Below are 17,655 nucleotides of genomic sequence, written 5' to 3' on the forward strand. Positions count from 1 at the left end.
GATTGGCAAAGGCGAGAGCAGCAGCGAAGCACCAGCAGCCCGCTCTTGCGAATCCCCAATCCCGACTCCCCAATCCCAGCCCTCAAAGCATCCGGCTGATCGTGAAACTGCCATACACCGGCGTTTCGCGCTGGGTGTCGAATTCGCGGGTGCGGTGGTAGCGGGCGATGGCGAACTTCCAGCGGCCGTACATCACCGCCAGGCCGTAGCCGACGTCGCCCACGAACGGGCGCTTGTCCACGCTGTGGCTGTTGCGGAAGGTGTTGCCGTCCAGGGTGATGTCGCGCAGCACCCAGCGCGCATCGGTGGTCAGGAACAGATGGCCCGACCAGCCGCTGGCGCGTCCGAGCCGGCTGGGGGCGGTGTTCTCGCCGGCCGGGCGGGTCGGGGTGCTGCCGAAGTCGTCCGGCAGCTTCCAGCCGAAGCGCACCTCGCCACCGGCATTCAGATGCGTGGCCATGTTGCCGACCGCGCCACCCCAATGCGAGATGAAATCCCAGCCGAAGCCGTCCGCATTGACTGCCGCATCGCCCGGCCAGCGGCGCATGCGCTCGTGCACCAGGTTGATCAGCGGCTCGTTGTGCAGCTGGTTGTCCCAGCCCTGGAATTTTTCGTCGCCCAGCACATCGTGGATCGCATCCTGCGCTTCCTGCGCAAATGCCCACGGGCCGACTACGCCGACCTGCAGCTGGGTGGTGCGCAGATGCGCATCGTTGCGCGCGTTGTAGCCGAAGCTCGCCAGCAGGATGCCCGCATACGGGCGATCGTCCGGGATCACATCGCGGCGGGTGGGATCGGTGGGAGTGAAAATCGCCTGGCCGATCGAGAACACCATGTTCTGCTGGTCGAACTCGCCCGGATGCAGACGCTCCAGATAGCCGTTGACCCAGCGCGCGGTGCGCGGCAGGCAGGGGTCGTCGGTGTAGTCGACCAGGTTGGGCGACACCAGCGTCAGCACCGCGCCGTTGGAATAGCCCTGGTCCTGATCCTCTCCGCCGAACAGGTCGTTGTCGACCCGGAAGTTCACCGCCGGCGGCGTCCGGCTCATTCTGCTGGAATCGCACTGGTCGGCAGCCACGGCCGGCATCGACAGTGCGGAAAGAGAGAGCAGCAGGGCAGCGGACAAGGCGCGCGGTCGAAGCATGGAGGGCCTGGAAAGGTAAGGAGGGGCGATGTTCAGCAAAGGTGCCTGCGGCCGCTGCTGCGCCGCGTGAATGTGTCCAAGAGCAAGAACATTTTCTGCCGGCGCCCCACCGTGTAGAACCATCACCGGCACATATCTGTGTTTGGTCCGGGACTGTAATGGCAGATTCTTGCTGAAAGTTGGGGGCGGCCCGCCCGGCTCCCCGGCCGTGACGCGCTCATCCGTTCGACCAGTGCGGGCTTGGGTTTGTCTGGCATCGTCCCGATAATGGGCGGATGGAAATCAGCACCGACAACCCCGATCACGGCTTCCAGTTTCCCGGTACCTTCGAGCTCAGCGCCATGGGCGCGGCCGAACGCGGGCTGGAAAGCGAACTTCCGCGCCTGCTCGCCGCCACCGGTGTGGAGCTGCTGGAGGAAAGCATCAGTTGGAAGCATTCGTCCAGCGGCAAATATGTCTCGGTCAAGATCGGCTTCCGCGCCGAGAGCCGCGAGCAGTTCGACGCTGCGCACCAGGCGCTGCGCGACCACCCGGAAGTGAAGTGGACGCTGTAGCGGTCCAGGCTGCGGAAAGCGCTGTTCCCGTCCTGCCGGCGCAGTTGCGCGATCTCGGCCGACAGGCCTACGCGCCAGTGTGGCGTGCGATGCAGCGTTTCACCGATGCGCGTGATGAGGCCACCGCAGACGAAGTGTGGGTGGTCGAGCATGCGCCGGTGTTTACGCTGGGCCAGGCTGGCAAGCCCGAGCATGTGCTGGCGCCGGGCGAGATTCCGGTGCTGCAGGTCGATCGCGGTGGCCAGGTGACCTATCACGGCCCCGGCCAGCTGGTGGTCTATCCGCTGCTGGACCTGCGCCGGCTCAAGATCGGCGTGCGCGATTACGTGTGCAAGATCGAGCAGGCGCTGATCGACACGCTGGACGAATGGAATATCGTCGCCGAGCGCCGCGAGGGCGCGCCGGGCGTGTACGTGGGCGGGGCCAAGATCGCCGCGCTCGGGATCCGGGTGCGGCGCGGCTGCACCTTCCACGGCCTGTCGTTCAATGTGGCGATGGACCTGGAGCCGTTCCACCGCATCAACCCCTGTGGCTATCAGGGCCTGCAGGTGACCTCGGTGCTAGACTTGGGCGGCCCCTCCGGGATGGACGCCGTCAAGGCGGTGCTGCTCGATCAGCTGGCGCGCCAGTTCGGTCTCGTCCTGCAGCCTGTCTCCGCGTTGCCCGACCTTTCGCTTCCGGCCTGAGCGCCCGTTACTGCCATGACCCAGCCTATCGCCCGTTCCATCCCCTTGCAGGTCGTCTCCGGCGACACCGCCGCACCTGCGCCGCTGCAGACCGGCGTCAAGCAGATCGGTGGCGACAAGATCAACCGCTCGCCGGTGCAGTTCGTCGATGCGCCGGTGTTGCGCAAGCCGTCGTGGATCCGGGTGCGGATTCCGTCCGGCAATGCAGTGCAGAACCTCAAGGCCAAGCTGCGCGAAAACCGCCTGGTCACGGTCTGCGAGGAAGCCAGCTGCCCGAACATCCACGAGTGCTTCAGCCACGGCACCGCCACCTTCATGATCCTGGGCGAGGTCTGCACGCGGCGCTGCTCGTTCTGCGATGTGGCGCATGGCCGGCCCAAGCCGCCGGATGCAAACGAGCCGGCCAGCCTGGCCACTACCGTGGCCGACATGGGCCTGAAGTATGTGGTGGTGACCAGCGTGGACCGCGACGACCTGCGCGACGGCGGTGCCCAGCATTTCGTCGACTGCATTTCGGCCATCCGGGTCAGCTCACCCAAGACCCGTATCGAGATCTTGACCCCGGACTTCCGCGGCAAGGGCCGCATGGACCGCGCGCTGGAGATCCTGGCGCTCAGCCCGCCGGACGTGTTCAACCACAACATCGAAACCGTGCCGGATCTGTACCCGAACGTGCGTCCGGGTGCCGACTACCAGTGGTCGCTGACCCTGCTGCAGCGCTTCAAGGCGCAGCATCCGTCCATCGCCACCAAGTCCGGCATCATGCTCGGCCTGGGCGAGACGATGGAGCAGGTGCAGGCCACCTTGCGCGACCTGCGCGCGCACGATGTGGACATGATCACCATCGGCCAGTACCTGCAGCCGACGCCGCATCACCATCCGGTGATGCGCTACTGGACGCCGGAGGAATACAATGCGCTGGAGGACTACGGCAATGCGCTGGGCTTCAGCCACGTCGCTTCAGGGCCGATGGTGCGCTCCTCGTATCACGCCGATCGTCAGGCCGCCGGCGCGGGCGTCGCTGCTTAAGCCAGCCGATCACGCCTGCGCCCACGCTCAGGCGGGCGCGGCCGCCAGTGCCGGCGTCAGCTGATGCCGCATCCGGCCGCATGCCGAGTGCATGTCGTCGCGAACTGCCCGCGACCGCCCGCGAGTAGCTCCGATGATTTCGAGCTAGAACGACCCACACGACCCCGCACACCGCGGGGTCGTGTCGTCTCCGGCCGCTGCTCTCGGCTTGCAGGGTACGGTCGCGTTCACAATCCGCTACAGGCCCGGCGCTAGGCTGATTCAGCCAGCGGATGACAACGCCAGCAACTTTCGGCACTGTCATGCTGTCTGATCCGTTCACCGCCTTTCTTTCGTCGGCCCTGTGCCGAGAGCCATTCGATGACCTACAACGTTTCTGCGTCCATGAAGGCCGGCCTGCTGGCGCTGGTGTTGACCACTCCGATGGCCTTGCTCGCACGCGCCGACACGGCGTTGCCGGCGGCAGCCACGCCCGACCAGGCCACAGCGACCAAGCTGGTCTATGGCCTGCTCTCCGACAGCCGCTACGCCTACCGTCCGCGCACGCTGGACGAGGCCATGACCAAGGACGTGTTCAAGCGCTATCTGGAAACCCTGGACGGCAGCAAACAGTTCTTTACCCAGACCGACATCACCGGCTTCGCACCGTTGGAAGCAGGCGTGGGCGACGCGCTGCGCGGCGGCAAGCTGGATCCGGCGTTCCAGGTGTTCTCGGTCTACAAGAAGCGCGTCGACCAGCGCGTCAAGTACGCGCGCGACCTGCTCAAGCAGGACTTCGATTTCACCGGCAGCGACAAGTTCGAGTACGACCGCAAGGACGTGCCTTGGGCTGCCGACGACAAGCAGCTGGACGTGCTGTGGCGCCAGTCGGTGATGAACGACTGGCTGCGCCTGAAGCTGGCCGGCAAGAAGCCCGAAGACATCCGCAAGACGTTGGACAAGCGCTATGCGGCGCTGGCTGATTCGGTCAACGAGTTGAAGGCCGAGGACGTGTTCCAGTTCTTCGTCAACGCCTACACCAACGCAGTCGATCCGCATACCGACTACTTCACGCCGCGCACGGCCGAAAACTTCAATCAGCAGATGTCGCTGTCGTTGGAAGGTATCGGTGCGCAGCTGCAGAAGCAGGACGACATGGTGGTGATCCGCGAGGTCATCCCGGGCGGTCCGGCAGCGGTGGATGGCACGCTCAAGCCGGGCGATCGCATCGTCGGCGTGGGCCAGGCCAAGAACGGCGCGATCGAGGATGTGATCGGCTGGCGCATCGACGACGTGGTCGCCAAGATCCGCGGCAGCAAGGACACCCAGGTGCGCCTGGAATACATCCCGGCCGAATCGGGCATCGACGGCAAGCACCGCACCGTGACGCTGACCCGGCAGAAGGTGCGCCTGGCCGAGCAGGCCGCCAAAGGCGAGACCATCACCCTGCCGGCCAAGGGCAACGAGCCGGAGCGCCGCATCGGCATCATCAAGCTGCCGGGCTTCTATCAGGATTTCGAAGGCCGTCGCCGCAACGCGACCGACTATGCCTCGGCAACGCGCGACGTCGCCAAGCTGCTGGCCGGCTTCAAGACCGACAAGGTCGACGGCGTGGTGTTGGACCTGCGCAACAACGGCGGCGGTTCGCTGGACGAGGCGATCGAGCTCACCGGCCTGTTCATCGAGCAGGGCCCGGTGGTGCAGGTGCGCGAATCCGGCGGCCGGGTCACCGTCAATGGCGACAGCAATCCAAAGGTGGCCTGGGACGGTCCGCTGGGCGTGCTGATCAACCGCGGCTCGGCATCCGCATCGGAGATCTTTGCCGGTGCCATCCAGGACTATGGCCGCGGCCTGGTGATCGGTGAAACCAGCTTCGGCAAGGGCACGGTGCAGAACATCGTCGACCTGGACCGCTGGCCGGCGGCGGAAGGCCAGCGCTACGGGCAGGTCAAGCTGACCATCGCGCAGTTCTTCCGCGTCAGCGGCTCCAGCACCCAGCACAAGGGCGTGGTGCCGGATATCGCATTCCCGGCCAGCGTGGATGCCACCGAGTTCGGCGAGAGCACCTACGACAACGCGCTGCCGTGGACGCGCATCGCCGCCGCACCGCACACCCAGTACGGCAACTTCGCGCCACTGCTGCCCAAATTGCAGGGCCTGCACACCGCGCGTATCGCCACCGACAAGGAATTCCAGTGGTGGGAAGAGGACGTCAAGCAGTTCCGCGATGAGAAGGCCAAGAAGTACATCTCGTTGAACGAAGCCGAGCGCGTTGCCGAGCGTCAGAAGCAGGATCAGCAGCGCAAGGATCGCCAGCAGGTGCGCAAGCAGCTGGGCCTGCCGCTGGACCCGCTTGCCGAAGACAGCGACGACGGCCTGACCGGCAACGAGCGCGATATCGTCAAGGACACCGCGCGTGAGAAGGCCGCAGAAAAGCGCCCGGATCCACTGCTGCACGAATCGGCCGCCATCCTCGCCGATGCGCTGGGCCTGCTGTCGCAGGACCAGCCGCTGTCGGCGCAGGTGCTGCCGCAGTCGACCGCGCCGGGACGTTGGGCCGACTGATCGTTCGTCGAACAGCTGGCGACGACATCAGCGTTAAATACAAGAAACGCCACCGCATCGCGGTGGCGTTCTTATTGGCCGCCCCTTTCATGTCTGGCACGACGTCGCGAGCGGATTTGACTGACGATCGATTGCCGGCTGCCGTGCCTGCGTGTCGTGCGACGCCCGTTGTGCTTATGCCAGTGCCTGCCAGACACCTTGCAGACCGAGCACCAGCAAGGTGGTGAAAAAGAAACGTCGAAACGTCTCGGCAGAAATGCGGTTGCGCACCCAGGCGCCCAGCCACATGCCGATGGCGGTAGGTAGCAGTGCCCACAACGACGGAGCGATCGCCGCGCGGGGTAGCGCGCCGTGCCAGGCCAGGGCACTGGCCAGCGCCAGCGTCGCCACGCCGAAACACCAGCCCAGGGAGCGGATCAACAGCTCGCGTGGTAGTTGCAGGGCGGTGAGGTAGGGCAGTGATGGCAGCACGAACACGCCGGTGGCGCCACTCAACAGACCGGTGGCCAGCCCGGCCAGTGGCCCTGCCCACGGTTCGTGACGTGCCTGCATCGTCCAGTGTCGACGGGCCAGCCCAAGCAAGGCGTACAGCGCCAGCAGCGCGCCCAACCCGGCGCGGACCAGGCTGGGGTCGGCGCCTGTCAGCACCCCTGCACTCAGCCAGGTGCCCAGCGTCACGGCGGCCAGCAATGGCCACAGACGTCGCAACAGGGTCGCGGTGTCCGGCCCCCAGGCTTGCTGCACATTCGTCACAAGCGAAGGCAGAACCAGTAAGGTCGCTGCCTCGGCAGGCGTCAGCCACAGACCCAGCAGCCCCATCGCAACGGTCGGCAAGCCCATCCCGGCCACGCCCTTGACCCAGCCTGCCAGCAAAAACACGCCTGCGATCAGATACCAGTGGGTGTGCAATGTCTCCATGCAGCCAAGGATCCGGGCTTGTTCCGCGGCAGACAATGCGTGATTGTTTGATGCAGGCTTCGGCAGCGCCGAAGGCTAAGGCGGGATGCCGCGCGTGCAGAGGCCCCTGGCTTGGCTGGCCTGTCCTGTCGGTGGCGAGCGCATGTCGATGACTGCACGTGCTTGTGGAGCGCTCATGCATCTGGAATTTGTCGATTTACGGTTGTTCATCGCAGTGGTCGAGACCGGCAGCATTACTGCCGGTGCACAACGCGCGGCGTTGTCGCTGGCCGCTGCCAGTGCGCGGATTCGTGCGCTGGAGCTGCAGGTGGGCGCCGTACTGCTGGAACGCGGGCGCCGCGGCGTCAGTCTGACTCCGGCCGGCGGCGTGTTGCTGCGGCACGCACGGCAATTGCAGCGGCAGGCCGAGGCGCTGCAGCTGGAGCTGGGCGGCTACGGTGGCGGTGGCCAGGTGACGCTGCGGCTGGCGGCCAATACCGCGGCGCTGTCGGCATGGTTGCCCGAACGGTTGGCGGATTTTCTCATCGCACATCCGCAGCTGGATCTGGCATTGACCGAGCAGGGCAGCGACGAAGCTGCCGATGCGGTGCGCGAGGAACGCGCCGACATCGCCGTGGTCGCGGGTCATGCCGATCTCAGTGGGCTGCAGGTGCTGCCGTTCCGTGAGGATCGGCTGGTGCTGGTGATGGCTGCAGCGCATCCACTGGCCGGCGCCGCGACACTGCAATTGAGCGAGCTCGCCGGAATGGACACGCTGGGGCTGGCCGGCGACAACGCCTTGCAACGGCATCTGCGCGTGCAGATGAACCGCGCCGGCGTGCAGGTGCGCATGCGTGCAAAGGTACAAGGCATCGACGTGTTGTGCCGCATGCTCGCACAAGGCATGGGCGTGGCGATTCTCCCGCACGCCGCAGTGCAACGCTCATGCGTGCGCGATCAACTGGCCACGGTGCCCCTGGATGCAGCCTGGGCACCGCGGCAACTTTCGATCGTGCTGCGTTGCGAGCCTGCGCCGTCGACCATGCTGCAAGCGCTAGTGGATTGGCTGCAACACGACTGAGCTGCGTCGCGTCAGAGCGGCCGGCATCGTGACAGCGTCACGTCGCTGGCGCGATCAACGCGGCCAGGCGAATTCGGCCAGCACCGGATAGTGGTCGGACGGCAATACACCGCCGGGACGCTGATCCAGCGTGGAAAAGCGTGTCGGTGTCAGGCCGCGGAACAGGATCCAGTCGATACGACGGGTCGGCTGCGTGGTGAAGTCCTGGAAGGTTTTTTCCGGGCCTTGCGGTTCGGGGGCACGGGCGCGTGCATCGCCAAGCGAGGCGGTGAGGACGCGGTAGGTGCCCTGGTCAGGATCGCTGTTGAAGTCGCCGGTCAGCACCACCGGAATGTTGGCCGGCAGCGCCGCGATGCGCGACAGGATCAGGCGCGCGCTGTGCTCGCGGGCGGCCTCGTCCTGGTCGCGGTGGGCGAAGTGCGTGTTGAGCAGATAGAAGCGGCGCTTGTCGCTGCGGCGCTCGAACAGGGCCCAGGTCACCATGCGCGGCAGGTCGGTGTTCCAGCTGCTGCTGCCGGGGACCTGTGGCGTTTCCGACAGCCAGAAGTCGCCCGATTCCACCACCGACACCGCGCGGCTGTCGTAGAACACGCCCATGTGCTCGTCGCTGTCGTCGCCGCGGCGGCCCTTGCCGAACCAGCGGTAATCAGGCAGTTGCGCAGCCAGATATTGCGCCTGTTCCTGCACCAATTCCTGCGTGCCGAAGACGTCCGGGTGCGCTTGTTCGACCAATGCCGCCATCGCCGTGCGGCGCACGCTCCAGCGCTTGTCGCCATCGGTATCCACCGGCACGCGCACATTGAACGACATCACCCGCAAAGGCGCAGGCGCAGGTGCAGACAACGCAGGCAAGGCGATGCACAGCAGCGCGAGTACGGCGAACAGGGAACGTGAGATGGCGCGAACGGACAGGCGTGACATGCAGGCGGATTCCTCAAGGATCAATCGGCGAGTCTAATCGGCATGCATGACCGAAATGTCATCGACATACCGTGCCCGCTTGACGTCGTCGCACATCGGCGTAGCATTTGCACCAAGCCACCGGATAGACCGCTGGCTGCCTACTCAACCGTGAGGGATTCTCATGGCACCGCAGTACGACTATCTCGTGTTTATCGGGCGTTTTGAGCCCTTTCACAACGGCCACGCCGCCGTCGCCCGCCACGCGCTGGGCAAGGCGAGCAAGCTCATCGTGTTGATCGGCTCTGCCGACACGCCTCGCACCATTCGTAACCCGTGGACCGTCGCCGAACGTGCGGTGATGATCGAGTCCGCGTTGCCGGGCGAGAGCCAGCGGCTGATCCTGCGCCCGTTGCGCGACCATCTGTACAACGAAAGCCTGTGGATTGCCGAGGTGCAGCGCCAGGTCGCCGAGGCCGTGCAGGCCGATGGCGGCACGCCCGATGCGCGCATCGGCCTGATCGGCATGGACAAGGACGCCAGCAGCTACTACTTGCGCGAGTTTCCGCAGTGGCCGCTGGAAGATGTGCAACATACCGCCACGCTGTCGGCCACCGAGTTGCGCCGCTATCTGTTCGAGGCCGGCGAGATCGGTTTCCACGGTGGGTTGCTGATGCTGCGCGGCAATGTGCCGGCGCCGGTGTACGACATGCTGGAAGCGTTCCGGCGCAACTCGCCGAGCTATGCGCAGCTGGTGGCCGAATACCGTTTCATCGAGCAGTATCGCGCCGCCTGGAAGGATGCGCCGTATCCGCCGACCTTCGTCACCACCGATGCGGTGGTGGTGCATTCGGGCCACGTGCTGCTGGTGCGTCGTCGCGCCGAGCCGGGCAAGGGCTTGTGGGCATTGCCCGGCGGTTTCGTCGGCCAGGACGAAGGTCTGCTGGACGGCTGCCTGCGCGAACTGCGCGAGGAAACACGGCTGAAAGTGCCGGTGCCGGTGCTCAAGGGCTCATTGCGTGGACGCCAGGTGTTCGACCACCCCGAGCGCAGCCTGCGCGGACGCACCATCACCCATGCATTCCATTTCGAATTTCCGGCCGGTGAGTTGCCCGCGGTGCGTGGCGGCGACGATGCCGACAAGGCGCGCTGGATTCCGCTCGCCGAAGTCATGGCAATGGGCCCGCGCCTGTACGAAGATCATCTGCATATCCTCGAATTCTTCCTGGGTCGCGGCTGAGGCCGACAAGGATTGCGTGCCGTCACCCACCCAAGGCGTCCGCGCGCAATCCAGGATCGGCTTGAACCGTAGCCTCCCGCCGGCGGACAGACCGCTGGTTCATTCGACGCGAAGGAGCTTCCGTCATGCATTACCTCGATAACCTGCTGCTCAACACCGACAGCTACAAGGCCAGCCATTGGCTGCAGTATCCCCCCGGCACCGATGCGGCGTTTTTCTATGTCGAATCACGCGGTGGCGTCTACGACCAGACCGTGTTCTTCGGCCTGCAGTCGATCCTGAAAGAGGCCATCAACCGGCCGGTGACGCATGCCGACATCGACGATGCGAAGGCCTTGCTGGCCGCGCATGGCGAGCCGTTCAACGAAGCCGGCTGGCGCGACATCGTCGATCGTCTCGGCGGGCAACTGCCGATCCGCATCCGTGCCGTGCCCGAAGGCACGGTCGTGCCCACGCACAATGTGTTGATGACGATCGAATCCACCGATCCCAAGGCGTTCTGGGTGCCGTCGTACCTGGAAACGCTGCTGTTGCGCGTGTGGTACCCGGTGACGGTGGCAACGGTGAGCTGGCAGGTGAAGCAGGTGGTACGCGATTACCTGCAGCGCACCAGCGACGATCCGGAAGGGCAGTTGCCGTTCAAGCTGCATGACTTCGGCGCGCGTGGGGTGTCCAGCCTTGGCTCGGCCGCGCTGGGCGGTGCCGCGCATCTGGTGAACTTCCTCGGCACCGATACCTTGTCGGCGTTGCTGCTGGCGCGTGCGCATTACCACACGCCGGTAGCCGGCTATTCGATTCCCGCTGCCGAGCACAGCACCATCACCAGCTGGGGCCGCGAGCGCGAGGCCGATGCGTACCGCAACATGCTGGCGCAGTTCGCGCGCCCCGGTTCGCTGGTGGCGGTGGTATCGGACAGCTACGACATCTACCGCGCGATCCGCGAGCATTGGGGCACCACCTTGCGCGAGGAGGTGATTGCCTCCGGTGCGACGGTGGTGATCCGTCCGGATTCGGGCGACCCGGTGGATGTGGTCGAGCAATGCCTGCTGCTGCTGGACGAGGCGTTCGGCCATCAGCGCAACGACAAGGGCTACAAGGTGCTCAACCATGTGCGGGTGATCCAGGGCGATGGCATCAACCCGCAGTCGCTGCGCGCGATTCTCGAACGCATCACTACTGCCGGCTATGCCGCCGACAACGTCGCCTTCGGCATGGGCGGTGCGCTGTTGCAGAAGGTGGATCGCGACACCCAGAAGTTCGCGTTGAAGTGCTCGGCCGTGCGCGTGGACGGGCAATGGATCGATGTCTACAAGGACCCGATCACCGACAAGGGCAAGCAGAGCAAGCGCGGTCGGCTGACCCTGCTGCGCGACCGTGCCGATGGCAGCTATCGCAGCGCGTTGCTGGATGAAGTCGACGCGCATGCCGACAGCGAAGATGCGCTGGTGACGGTGTGGGAGAACGGCGTCATGCAGCAGGAGTGGACCCTGGAGCAGGTGCGCGCACGTGCCGACGTCGCGCGCCGCTGACGTTCGCCGCGCGGCTAGCGGCATGCACGCCTCCCTCGACGAAGACTCGTTGCTGTCTGCATCGCCGCTGTTGGCCGGGTTGCGCGCGGCCGCGCCCAGCCTGCGGCGGCGTGTGCCGCAGCAGGACGAGAGCAGCCGATGGCATGCATTGCGCATCGGCGAGCGCGCGTATCGGGCAGCGTTGCCGATCACCTTGACCCCGTATGCCTCGGTACGGCCATGTTCGGCGCGCTGCGGCTTCTGTTCGGAAAACCTGCGTCAACACCGTGGTGGCCCGGCGGCAGCAATGTTGCGGCCAGGGCCGGACTACTTTGCGCAGTTGCGCGCTGCGTTGCAGCTGCTGCACGGGGTGCCGTTGTCGTATTCCTTGTCCGGCCTGGAGATGACCGACGACCCGGACTGGTTGCAGGCCTTGCTGCAGACCCTGGCGACGACGCCCGACGGCCCGTGCGTGGAGCAGCGTGTGCTGTACAGCAATGGTGCCGGCCTGGCGCGCGCGCAGGGGGCACAGTTGCTCGATGCCCTGGTCGACTTCGGCCTGTCGTGGATCGAGCTGTCGCGTCACCACCCGCTGCAGGCCGGCAACGACGCGATCATGCGCTTTCGTCCAGACGAGCCCATTGCCGATGCGGCCATTTTCGCGCGGACGGCGCAACGCGTCGCAGCGCGCCTGCCGGTGCGGCTGGTCTGCATCGTGCAACGGGGCGGCGTGGACTGTGCCGATGGCGTGGCGCAGTACATCGCGTGGGCGCGTCGCTGTGGCGCCACGCAGGTGATCTTTCGCGAGTTGTCGCGTCTGGACGATGCGTACCGCAGCAATGGCACCTGGCGCTATATCGCGCAGCATCGCATCGGCATGGAAAGCCTGTTGGCGGACTGCATGCAGCAGCCATGGTGGTCGCGTTGGCAAGCCGACGGCATGACCGAGGGTTATTACTTCTGGAATCTGCGCATGCGCAGCGACGACGGCCTGGAAGTAGTGTTCGAAAGCGCCGACTACGCAGCCATGCACGCACGCCACGCCACCGGCGACCTCTACAAGCTGGTGTTCTTCGCCAATGGCCGCCTGTGCGCGGGCTGGGACCCGGATGCCGATGTGCTGTGGGAGCCGGGCGATGGATGAGCTCGACCAGCGCAGCTGGTGGACGCCGGCGCCGGATGAGCCGTCCTGGGCATTGCCCGAGGATCTGCGCGCAGCCGATCCGCTTGGCGGGCGCGACTGCGGCTGGGTGAATCAAATGCGTCCGTTCGTGCGGCACTTCAGCGTGCCGGGCGCGCAGGTGTTCGACCCGTTCTGTGGATTCGGCAGCACGCTGCTGGCGGCGACGCTGGAAGGGCGTGGCGCGCATGGCATGGAGATCGATGCCGCTCGTGCACAACTTGCACGTACGCGCCTGCAGCGGCACGGCGTGCAGGCGCCGGTCGTGGTCGGCACGCTGGTCGACACCGCGCCTGCGGCGGCGATCGATCTGTGCCTGACCAACGTGCCGTATTTCGGTTGCCACTGGCGCGGTGCGGCACTGCCGGGGCAGTTGTATGCCAGTGCCGATTACGCAGGCTATCTGTCCGGCATGCGGGCGGTATTGCATGCCTTGCGCAAGCGGATGCGAGTGGATGGCTTCGGTGTGGCGATGGTGGAAAACGTCGTCGTCGGCGGGCGGGTGATCCCGCAGGCGTGGGATCTGGGGCGGATCCTTGCCAGCCTGTTCACCCTGCGCGAGGAGCGGGTGCTGTGCTACCGGCGGCCGGGCGCAGCGCTGGCGCCTGCAGGCACGCACAGCAATCGCAGCCACGAGTACGCGCTGATCTTCCAGCACTGCCGTGCGCAGTTGGACCTGCAGCAGGCAGCGCTGCTGCTGCAGGCGCTACGCGCAGACGGCCTGCCGGTGCAGGTGCACGGCAGCTACGCGCGCTGGCTGCAGGCACCCGAGTCGGTGCCGGAGGGGCCGGCGGATCTGGACCTGATCCTGCAGGCCGAGCAGCCGCTCTGGGACCGCCTCACCGTCTGGCTACAGGCGCAGGGATTCGCCTTGAGCCTGTGGGGCGAGCCATGCCGGGCGCCGGTCGCGCTGGCGGCGGTGCGTGCCCACCACTATCTGCGCGCCGAGCGCATCGGCGCAGACGGCGGCCGCCTGCAGCTGGACCTGCAACTGCCAGCGGATGAACCGCCGTTGCCCTGATCGGCCAAGCGACGCCGCGCGCACACCGGTTGCGGCTATGCTCTGTGCCGGTTTTGGATGCCGGAATGTCTCCATGTCTTGTTCTTCCCTGATTGCGCGCGGTGCCCTGCTTGGCGCGCTGGCAACCCTGGCTGGTTGCGGTGGCAGCAAGGGCGACACCATGCTGATGCGTGAGTCGTTCAATTCCGACGACACCTACTCGCGCAGTGTGGCCTCCACCTCGCCGCAGGCCTGCGAGGCCGCGCGCCGGGTGTTGTTGAGCCAGGGCTATGCGGTGACGCGTGCCGATGCCGCTGCGGTGGAAGGCAGCAAGAACTTCCAGCTCAAGGAAGCCGACCAGAGCGAACAACTCAATCTGCGTATTTCCTGTGCCACGCAGGACGGCGGCAAGGCGCAGGTGTTCGTCAGCGCATTGCAGGACCGTTACGCGCTGAAGAAGAGTTCGACCTCGGCCAGCGTCGGTGTCGGTGTGCTCGGTTCGTTGTCGTTGCCGGTCGGCAGCAGCGGCGATTCGCTGGTGCGCGTGTCCAGCACCACGGTGCAGGACGCGGCCTTCTACAAACGCTTCTTCGACCGTCTGAATTCGTACCTGCCCAAGGTCACCGAAGCGGTGCCTGCACCTGCACCTGTTGCTCCGTCACCGCCACCGCATGCGATGTCATCGGCTCCGGTGCCTGCGGCCACTCAGGCCAGCGAGGCAGCCACTCCACCGGCCACGCCCACTACAGCTGCGCCGCAACCTGCTGCAACGCCTGTCGCACAGCCGCCGGTGGCGCCATTGCCGGTGGAGGCGCAGGACCCACCGCCGACACCAGCCAAGCTGCCGCAAACCGAGCCAGCAAGCCAACCGTGACGAAGCGATTCAGGCTCTGCTCCAGAGCCTGAATAGCCGGTTGCACGCTTCACGTCGCGTTCTCGACCAAGTGGCGAAAGTGCAGCCATGACTCGCCAAGGGGCGAGATGGAGACAGACGATGAAGATGCGCAATTCCCTCGTGGGTATGTCCCTGATCGCGTTGATGGCAACCAGCACACTGGCGCAGGCGCAAACGCGTTCGTACCAGCAGCGTTACACCGAAGCAGATGAGGGCCGCAAGTTCGGCGATGGCACGCGCGTGCGCTGCCGCAATGTCGAAGTGCAGAAGAACTCGACCGATCCCAATCGCATCGGCGGGACAGTTGCCGGCGCGGCCATTGGTGGCCTGCTCGGCAACCAGGTTGGTGGCGGCAACGGCAAGAAGCTGGCAACCGTGGCCGGTGCAGTTGCCGGCGGCGCAGCGGGCCGCACCATTCAGGGCAACCGCCAGCAAGCCAACGGTAACCGTCAGGTCGAGCGCGTCTGCGAACGCCGCTGAACCTAATGCAGTGAATCCTACGAGCCCCGGTCCTGCCGGGGCTTTCTACGTCTGAGGATGCAGCAGCTTGCTGCCGATTTACACCACCTTGTACCGATGAGTGCGTTTCAGAAGCCCCGCCCGCGGCGGTGGACGGGAGTGATGCGGCCTGCGTCAGTATCAGTAGTCGCGCCGCATCGACCGCGCCGCCGCCTCTCAGTGCGTCTATGCGCGATGGCGCTGCTCGGTGTGCAGCTGTTGCAGGCTGCCGCGGCCGCGCCGAGCGAGACCGCACGCAAGGCGTCCGTTGACTGTGTGGATGCCTTGCTGCAGAAGCTGGGCTGGAGCATTCGCAGCGCCGCAGTGGGTGCGCCGGTGATCCAGCGCGGCGAGCCGTGCACGCGCGGTTCGCTTGCGCAGGCGCGTGCGGCCGGCGATCTGCAGCTGACGCTGCCGGCCAGCTGGAACGCGCAGCAACGCGGCGCCGCGCTGAAGGCCTTGCTGGACGACAGCGCCACCCAATGCGCATACGCGTTCGAACTCGGTGCGGCCACACGGCGTGCCACCACGCAGCTACAGGACAACCCGGGCTACCGGTTTTCGGCGCTGCAGCTGGGCTGGATCGGATTCGGCTGGCGTGGCGCGGCCTCGCAGGGCTGGAGCGGCTTTCGCAGTTTCGGGCGCGGCTATCAACCGCGCGGCAGCAATGCGCAGGCGCTGGATGCGTTCTATCGCGGCCAGGTGCGCTCCGAATGCGGAGTGGGGCGGCAGGTGGCCCAGCTGGCCACCCAGCGCGAGTTGTATGGCGATGCCGGATTCGATCAGGTGTTCACCTCGGGCGAGTTGTCGATCGGCACGTTTCTGACCCTGCACGACACCGACAGCATCCTGCTGGGTGCGCATGCCGGCGAGTTCTTCGCCGACGGCAAGGCGGCCAGGACCGCGCAGCTGGGCCGGCAGGCATTTGTCGGCGCGCCGGGATTTATCGCGCATGTGTTCGACAAGTCGTTTCTGGACGACATCCACAACCAGGCCGAAAACTTCGTGGTGGTGGACGTCAGCGATGCGGCGGCGCAGGCGCTGGCGCAGCACGGCGGCTTTGCGCACTACGACGCGCGCAACCGGCAGATCTGGGAGCTGGCCAGGGAACTGCGCGGACCGGGCAAGCGTCGCTTCGAGCGGCTGTTGTACGAACGCGATGCCGCGCTGCGCGCCACGCTCGACCCGCAGCAGCAGGCACGCCTGCAGACGCTGCAAGGCATGCTGGATGACCCGTTCTACCAGGGCTTTCTGGTGTACGTGCATCCCAAGGGCATCAAGCCGATCGGGTACCACGTGGCGCGCCTGCTCGATCGCAATCCGCGCACGCCGTATGCCATCGACCTGACCTTGCACAATCTGCGCAGCACCTTGTACTGGCGTTGGATCGACTGGCAGCTGCAACAGTGCGGCGCCGGCACCGCGACGGAACAATCCATTGAGAATTCCGCCACGCCAGCGTACGCCGGGCGTGGCACCCTGCACTGATCAGATCATGAGGAGCGATTATGGAACTGGGTATGGTGGGTTTGGGCCGCATGGGCGCCAACATGGCCGAGCGCCTGGTGCACGGCGGACACCGCGTGCATGGCTACGATCCTGGCGAAGGTGCGCGTAGCAGTGCGCAGGCCAAGGGCATTGTCACCGCCGATGCGCTGGCTGCACTGGTGTCCGCGCTGCCGAGCCCGCGCGTGGTGTGGTTGATGGTGCCGGCGGGCAAGATCGTCGACGACACCCTGGCGCAGCTGCTGCCGCTGTTGCAGGCCGGCGACATCGTCATCGACGGCGGCAATTCGTACTACAAGGATTCGCAACGCCGCGCCGCGCTGCTGCATGCCAGTGGGATCGCCTTTGTCGATTGCGGCACCAGCGGCGGCGTCTGGGGCCTGCAGGAAGGCTACAGCCTGATGGTCGGCGGCGACGAAGCGGCGGTGACCACGCTGCATCCGGTGCTGGCCACGCTGGCGCCGGCAGCGGACAAGGGCTGGGGCCGCGTCGGCCCGAGCGGCGCCGGCCACTTCACCAAGATGGTCCACAACGGCATCGAGTACGGAATGATGCAGGCCTATGCCGAGGGCTTCGCGCTGATGCAGCACAAGACCGACTTTGCGCTGGACCTGCACCAGGTGGCCGAGATCTGGCGCGATGGCAGCGTGGTGCGTTCGTGGCTGCTGGATCTCACCGCCGATGCGCTGGCGCACAATCCGACCATGGCCGGTATCGCACCGTTCGTGGCCGATTCGGGCGAAGGGCGCTGGACGGTGGCCGAGGCGATCGACCTGGAAGTGTCGGCGCCGATCATCACCTTGTCGCTGATGGAGCGGCTGCGCTCGCGCGACAAGGATTCGTTCACCGACAAGCTGCTGGCCGCAATGCGCAACCAGTTCGGTGGTCATGCGGTCAAGACCACCACGGAAGCCGCGCCGACGATCGGCAGCAAGGACGTCTGAGCGATCGCGCCGATTCCTGCGCGCCTGCATGGCGCGCAGTGCAGGTCTG

General features: G+C 66.1%; 16 protein-coding genes. 13 read left to right on the forward strand and 3 right to left on the reverse strand.

Going from position 1 to position 17,655, the window contains the following annotated elements; all coding sequences use genetic code 11:
- Window positions 1–82: 82 nt before the first annotated feature.
- Window positions 83–1,144, reverse strand: a complete 1,062-nt coding sequence (locus ACCQ04_RS03500; protein ID WP_024939686.1) for a lipid A deacylase LpxR family protein — start codon at window positions 1,142–1,144, stop codon at window positions 83–85.
- A 275-nt stretch (window positions 1,145–1,419) separates the two neighbouring features.
- On the opposite strand from ACCQ04_RS03500, the gene ACCQ04_RS03505 reads away from it, so the two are divergent.
- The 4 genes from ACCQ04_RS03505 to ACCQ04_RS03520 all read left to right on the forward strand — a co-directional run bounded on the left by ACCQ04_RS03505 (window position 1,420) and on the right by ACCQ04_RS03520 (window position 5,957).
- Entirely contained in the window at window positions 1,420–1,698 is a 279-nt protein-coding gene (locus ACCQ04_RS03505) for a YbeD family protein (RefSeq protein ID WP_016900827.1), read from the forward strand.
- Between the two features lie 89 nt (window positions 1,699–1,787).
- Window positions 1,788–2,384, forward strand: coding sequence for a lipoyl(octanoyl) transferase LipB (gene lipB, locus ACCQ04_RS03510; RefSeq protein WP_228960144.1), 597 nt, complete (start codon window positions 1,788–1,790; stop codon window positions 2,382–2,384).
- 15 nt (window positions 2,385–2,399) lie between these two features.
- Entirely contained in the window at window positions 2,400–3,413 is a 1,014-nt protein-coding gene (lipA, locus tag ACCQ04_RS03515) for a lipoyl synthase (RefSeq protein WP_226426844.1), read from the forward strand.
- 384 nt (window positions 3,414–3,797) lie between these two features.
- Entirely contained in the window at window positions 3,798–5,957 is a 2,160-nt protein-coding gene (locus ACCQ04_RS03520) for a carboxy terminal-processing peptidase (protein WP_181097827.1), read from the forward strand.
- A gap of 174 nt (window positions 5,958–6,131) precedes the next feature.
- Here the strand turns inward: ACCQ04_RS03520 and ACCQ04_RS03525 are convergent, their stop codons facing one another.
- Window positions 6,132–6,875 carry a sulfite exporter TauE/SafE family protein gene (locus ACCQ04_RS03525; RefSeq protein WP_104569095.1) on the reverse strand — a complete coding sequence of 248 codons (744 nt, stop codon included), beginning with the start codon at window positions 6,873–6,875 and terminating at the stop codon, window positions 6,132–6,134.
- Between the two features lie 175 nt (window positions 6,876–7,050).
- Here ACCQ04_RS03525 and ACCQ04_RS03530 point away from each other — a divergent pair, with 175 nt between their 5' ends.
- Window positions 7,051–7,935 carry a LysR substrate-binding domain-containing protein gene (locus ACCQ04_RS03530; protein WP_226426843.1) on the forward strand — a complete coding sequence of 295 codons (885 nt, stop codon included), beginning with the start codon at window positions 7,051–7,053 and terminating at the stop codon, window positions 7,933–7,935.
- Window positions 7,936–7,989: 54 nt separating this feature from the next.
- Here the strand turns inward: ACCQ04_RS03530 and ACCQ04_RS03535 are convergent, their stop codons facing one another.
- Window positions 7,990–8,856, reverse strand: coding sequence for an endonuclease/exonuclease/phosphatase family protein (locus ACCQ04_RS03535; RefSeq protein ID WP_226426842.1), 867 nt, complete (start codon window positions 8,854–8,856; stop codon window positions 7,990–7,992).
- A 163-nt stretch (window positions 8,857–9,019) separates the two neighbouring features.
- Between ACCQ04_RS03535 and ACCQ04_RS03540 the strand changes: the two genes are divergently transcribed.
- From ACCQ04_RS03540 to gnd, 8 genes are all read left to right on the forward strand, one after another.
- A complete protein-coding gene (locus ACCQ04_RS03540; protein ID WP_226426841.1) occupies window positions 9,020–10,075 on the forward strand; it encodes a bifunctional nicotinamide-nucleotide adenylyltransferase/Nudix hydroxylase in 1,056 nt (351 codons plus the stop codon).
- 125 nt (window positions 10,076–10,200) lie between these two features.
- Complete coding sequence (locus ACCQ04_RS03545) at window positions 10,201–11,604, forward strand: nicotinate phosphoribosyltransferase (protein ID WP_226426840.1); 1,404 nt, start codon at window positions 10,201–10,203, stop codon at window positions 11,602–11,604.
- A 22-nt stretch (window positions 11,605–11,626) separates the two neighbouring features.
- Window positions 11,627–12,727 (forward strand): radical SAM family protein, encoded by a 1,101-nt coding sequence (locus ACCQ04_RS03550; RefSeq protein ID WP_226426839.1) that lies wholly within the window; start codon window positions 11,627–11,629, stop codon window positions 12,725–12,727.
- Entirely contained in the window at window positions 12,720–13,784 is a 1,065-nt protein-coding gene (locus tag ACCQ04_RS03555) for a DNA methyltransferase (RefSeq protein ID WP_160955174.1), read from the forward strand. The genes ACCQ04_RS03550 and ACCQ04_RS03555 overlap by 8 nt, the downstream gene beginning before the upstream one ends.
- A 73-nt stretch (window positions 13,785–13,857) precedes the next feature.
- Complete coding sequence (locus ACCQ04_RS03560) at window positions 13,858–14,637, forward strand: DUF2242 domain-containing protein (RefSeq protein ID WP_065046483.1); 780 nt, start codon at window positions 13,858–13,860, stop codon at window positions 14,635–14,637.
- 120 nt (window positions 14,638–14,757) lie between these two features.
- The gene (locus ACCQ04_RS03565) at window positions 14,758–15,138 is read left to right on the forward strand and encodes a glycine zipper 2TM domain-containing protein (RefSeq protein WP_024939674.1); all 381 of its coding nucleotides are present in this window, start codon (window positions 14,758–14,760) and stop codon (window positions 15,136–15,138) included.
- A gap of 213 nt (window positions 15,139–15,351) precedes the next feature.
- On the forward strand, window positions 15,352–16,644 hold the full coding sequence (locus ACCQ04_RS03570) for a hypothetical protein (protein WP_152971639.1): 1,293 nt from the start codon (window positions 15,352–15,354) through the stop codon (window positions 16,642–16,644).
- Between the two features lie 20 nt (window positions 16,645–16,664).
- Window positions 16,665–17,606 carry a phosphogluconate dehydrogenase (NAD(+)-dependent, decarboxylating) gene (gene gnd, locus ACCQ04_RS03575; protein WP_039514966.1) on the forward strand — a complete coding sequence of 314 codons (942 nt, stop codon included), beginning with the start codon at window positions 16,665–16,667 and terminating at the stop codon, window positions 17,604–17,606.
- The last annotated feature ends 49 nt before the right edge of the window (window positions 17,607–17,655 follow it).

The sequence above is a fragment of the Xanthomonas sp. NCPPB 2866 genome (assembly GCF_041475745.2).
GTDB classification, from domain to species: Bacteria; Pseudomonadota; Gammaproteobacteria; order Xanthomonadales; family Xanthomonadaceae; genus Xanthomonas; species Xanthomonas arboricola.

What these genes read in the sequence shown, in the direction of transcription:
- ACCQ04_RS03520 (WP_181097827.1), top strand. Translation starts at nt 3,798, where the DNA reads ATGAAGGCCGGCCTGCTGGCGCTGGTGTTGACCACTCCGATGGCCTTG.
- ACCQ04_RS03525 (WP_104569095.1), bottom strand. Translation starts at nt 6,875, where the DNA reads ATGGAGACATTGCACACCCACTGGTATCTGATCGCAGGCGTGTTTTTG.
- ACCQ04_RS03530 (WP_226426843.1), top strand. Translation starts at nt 7,051, where the DNA reads ATGCATCTGGAATTTGTCGATTTACGGTTGTTCATCGCAGTGGTCGAG.
- ACCQ04_RS03535 (WP_226426842.1), bottom strand. Translation starts at nt 8,856, where the DNA reads ATGTCACGCCTGTCCGTTCGCGCCATCTCACGTTCCCTGTTCGCCGTA.
- ACCQ04_RS03555 (WP_160955174.1), top strand. Translation starts at nt 12,720, where the DNA reads ATGGATGAGCTCGACCAGCGCAGCTGGTGGACGCCGGCGCCGGATGAG.
- ACCQ04_RS03560 (WP_065046483.1), top strand. Translation starts at nt 13,858, where the DNA reads ATGTCTTGTTCTTCCCTGATTGCGCGCGGTGCCCTGCTTGGCGCGCTG.
- gnd (WP_039514966.1), top strand. Translation starts at nt 16,665, where the DNA reads ATGGAACTGGGTATGGTGGGTTTGGGCCGCATGGGCGCCAACATGGCC.
- ACCQ04_RS03500 (WP_024939686.1), bottom strand. Translation starts at nt 1,144, where the DNA reads ATGCTTCGACCGCGCGCCTTGTCCGCTGCCCTGCTGCTCTCTCTTTCC.
- ACCQ04_RS03545 (WP_226426840.1), top strand. Translation starts at nt 10,201, where the DNA reads ATGCATTACCTCGATAACCTGCTGCTCAACACCGACAGCTACAAGGCC.
- ACCQ04_RS03570 (WP_152971639.1), top strand. Translation starts at nt 15,352, where the DNA reads ATGGCGCTGCTCGGTGTGCAGCTGTTGCAGGCTGCCGCGGCCGCGCCG.
- ACCQ04_RS03540 (WP_226426841.1), top strand. Translation starts at nt 9,020, where the DNA reads ATGGCACCGCAGTACGACTATCTCGTGTTTATCGGGCGTTTTGAGCCC.
- ACCQ04_RS03505 (WP_016900827.1), top strand. Translation starts at nt 1,420, where the DNA reads ATGGAAATCAGCACCGACAACCCCGATCACGGCTTCCAGTTTCCCGGT.
- lipB (WP_228960144.1), top strand. Translation starts at nt 1,788, where the DNA reads ATGCAGCGTTTCACCGATGCGCGTGATGAGGCCACCGCAGACGAAGTG.
- ACCQ04_RS03550 (WP_226426839.1), top strand. Translation starts at nt 11,627, where the DNA reads ATGCACGCCTCCCTCGACGAAGACTCGTTGCTGTCTGCATCGCCGCTG.
- lipA (WP_226426844.1), top strand. Translation starts at nt 2,400, where the DNA reads ATGACCCAGCCTATCGCCCGTTCCATCCCCTTGCAGGTCGTCTCCGGC.
- ACCQ04_RS03565 (WP_024939674.1), top strand. Translation starts at nt 14,758, where the DNA reads ATGAAGATGCGCAATTCCCTCGTGGGTATGTCCCTGATCGCGTTGATG.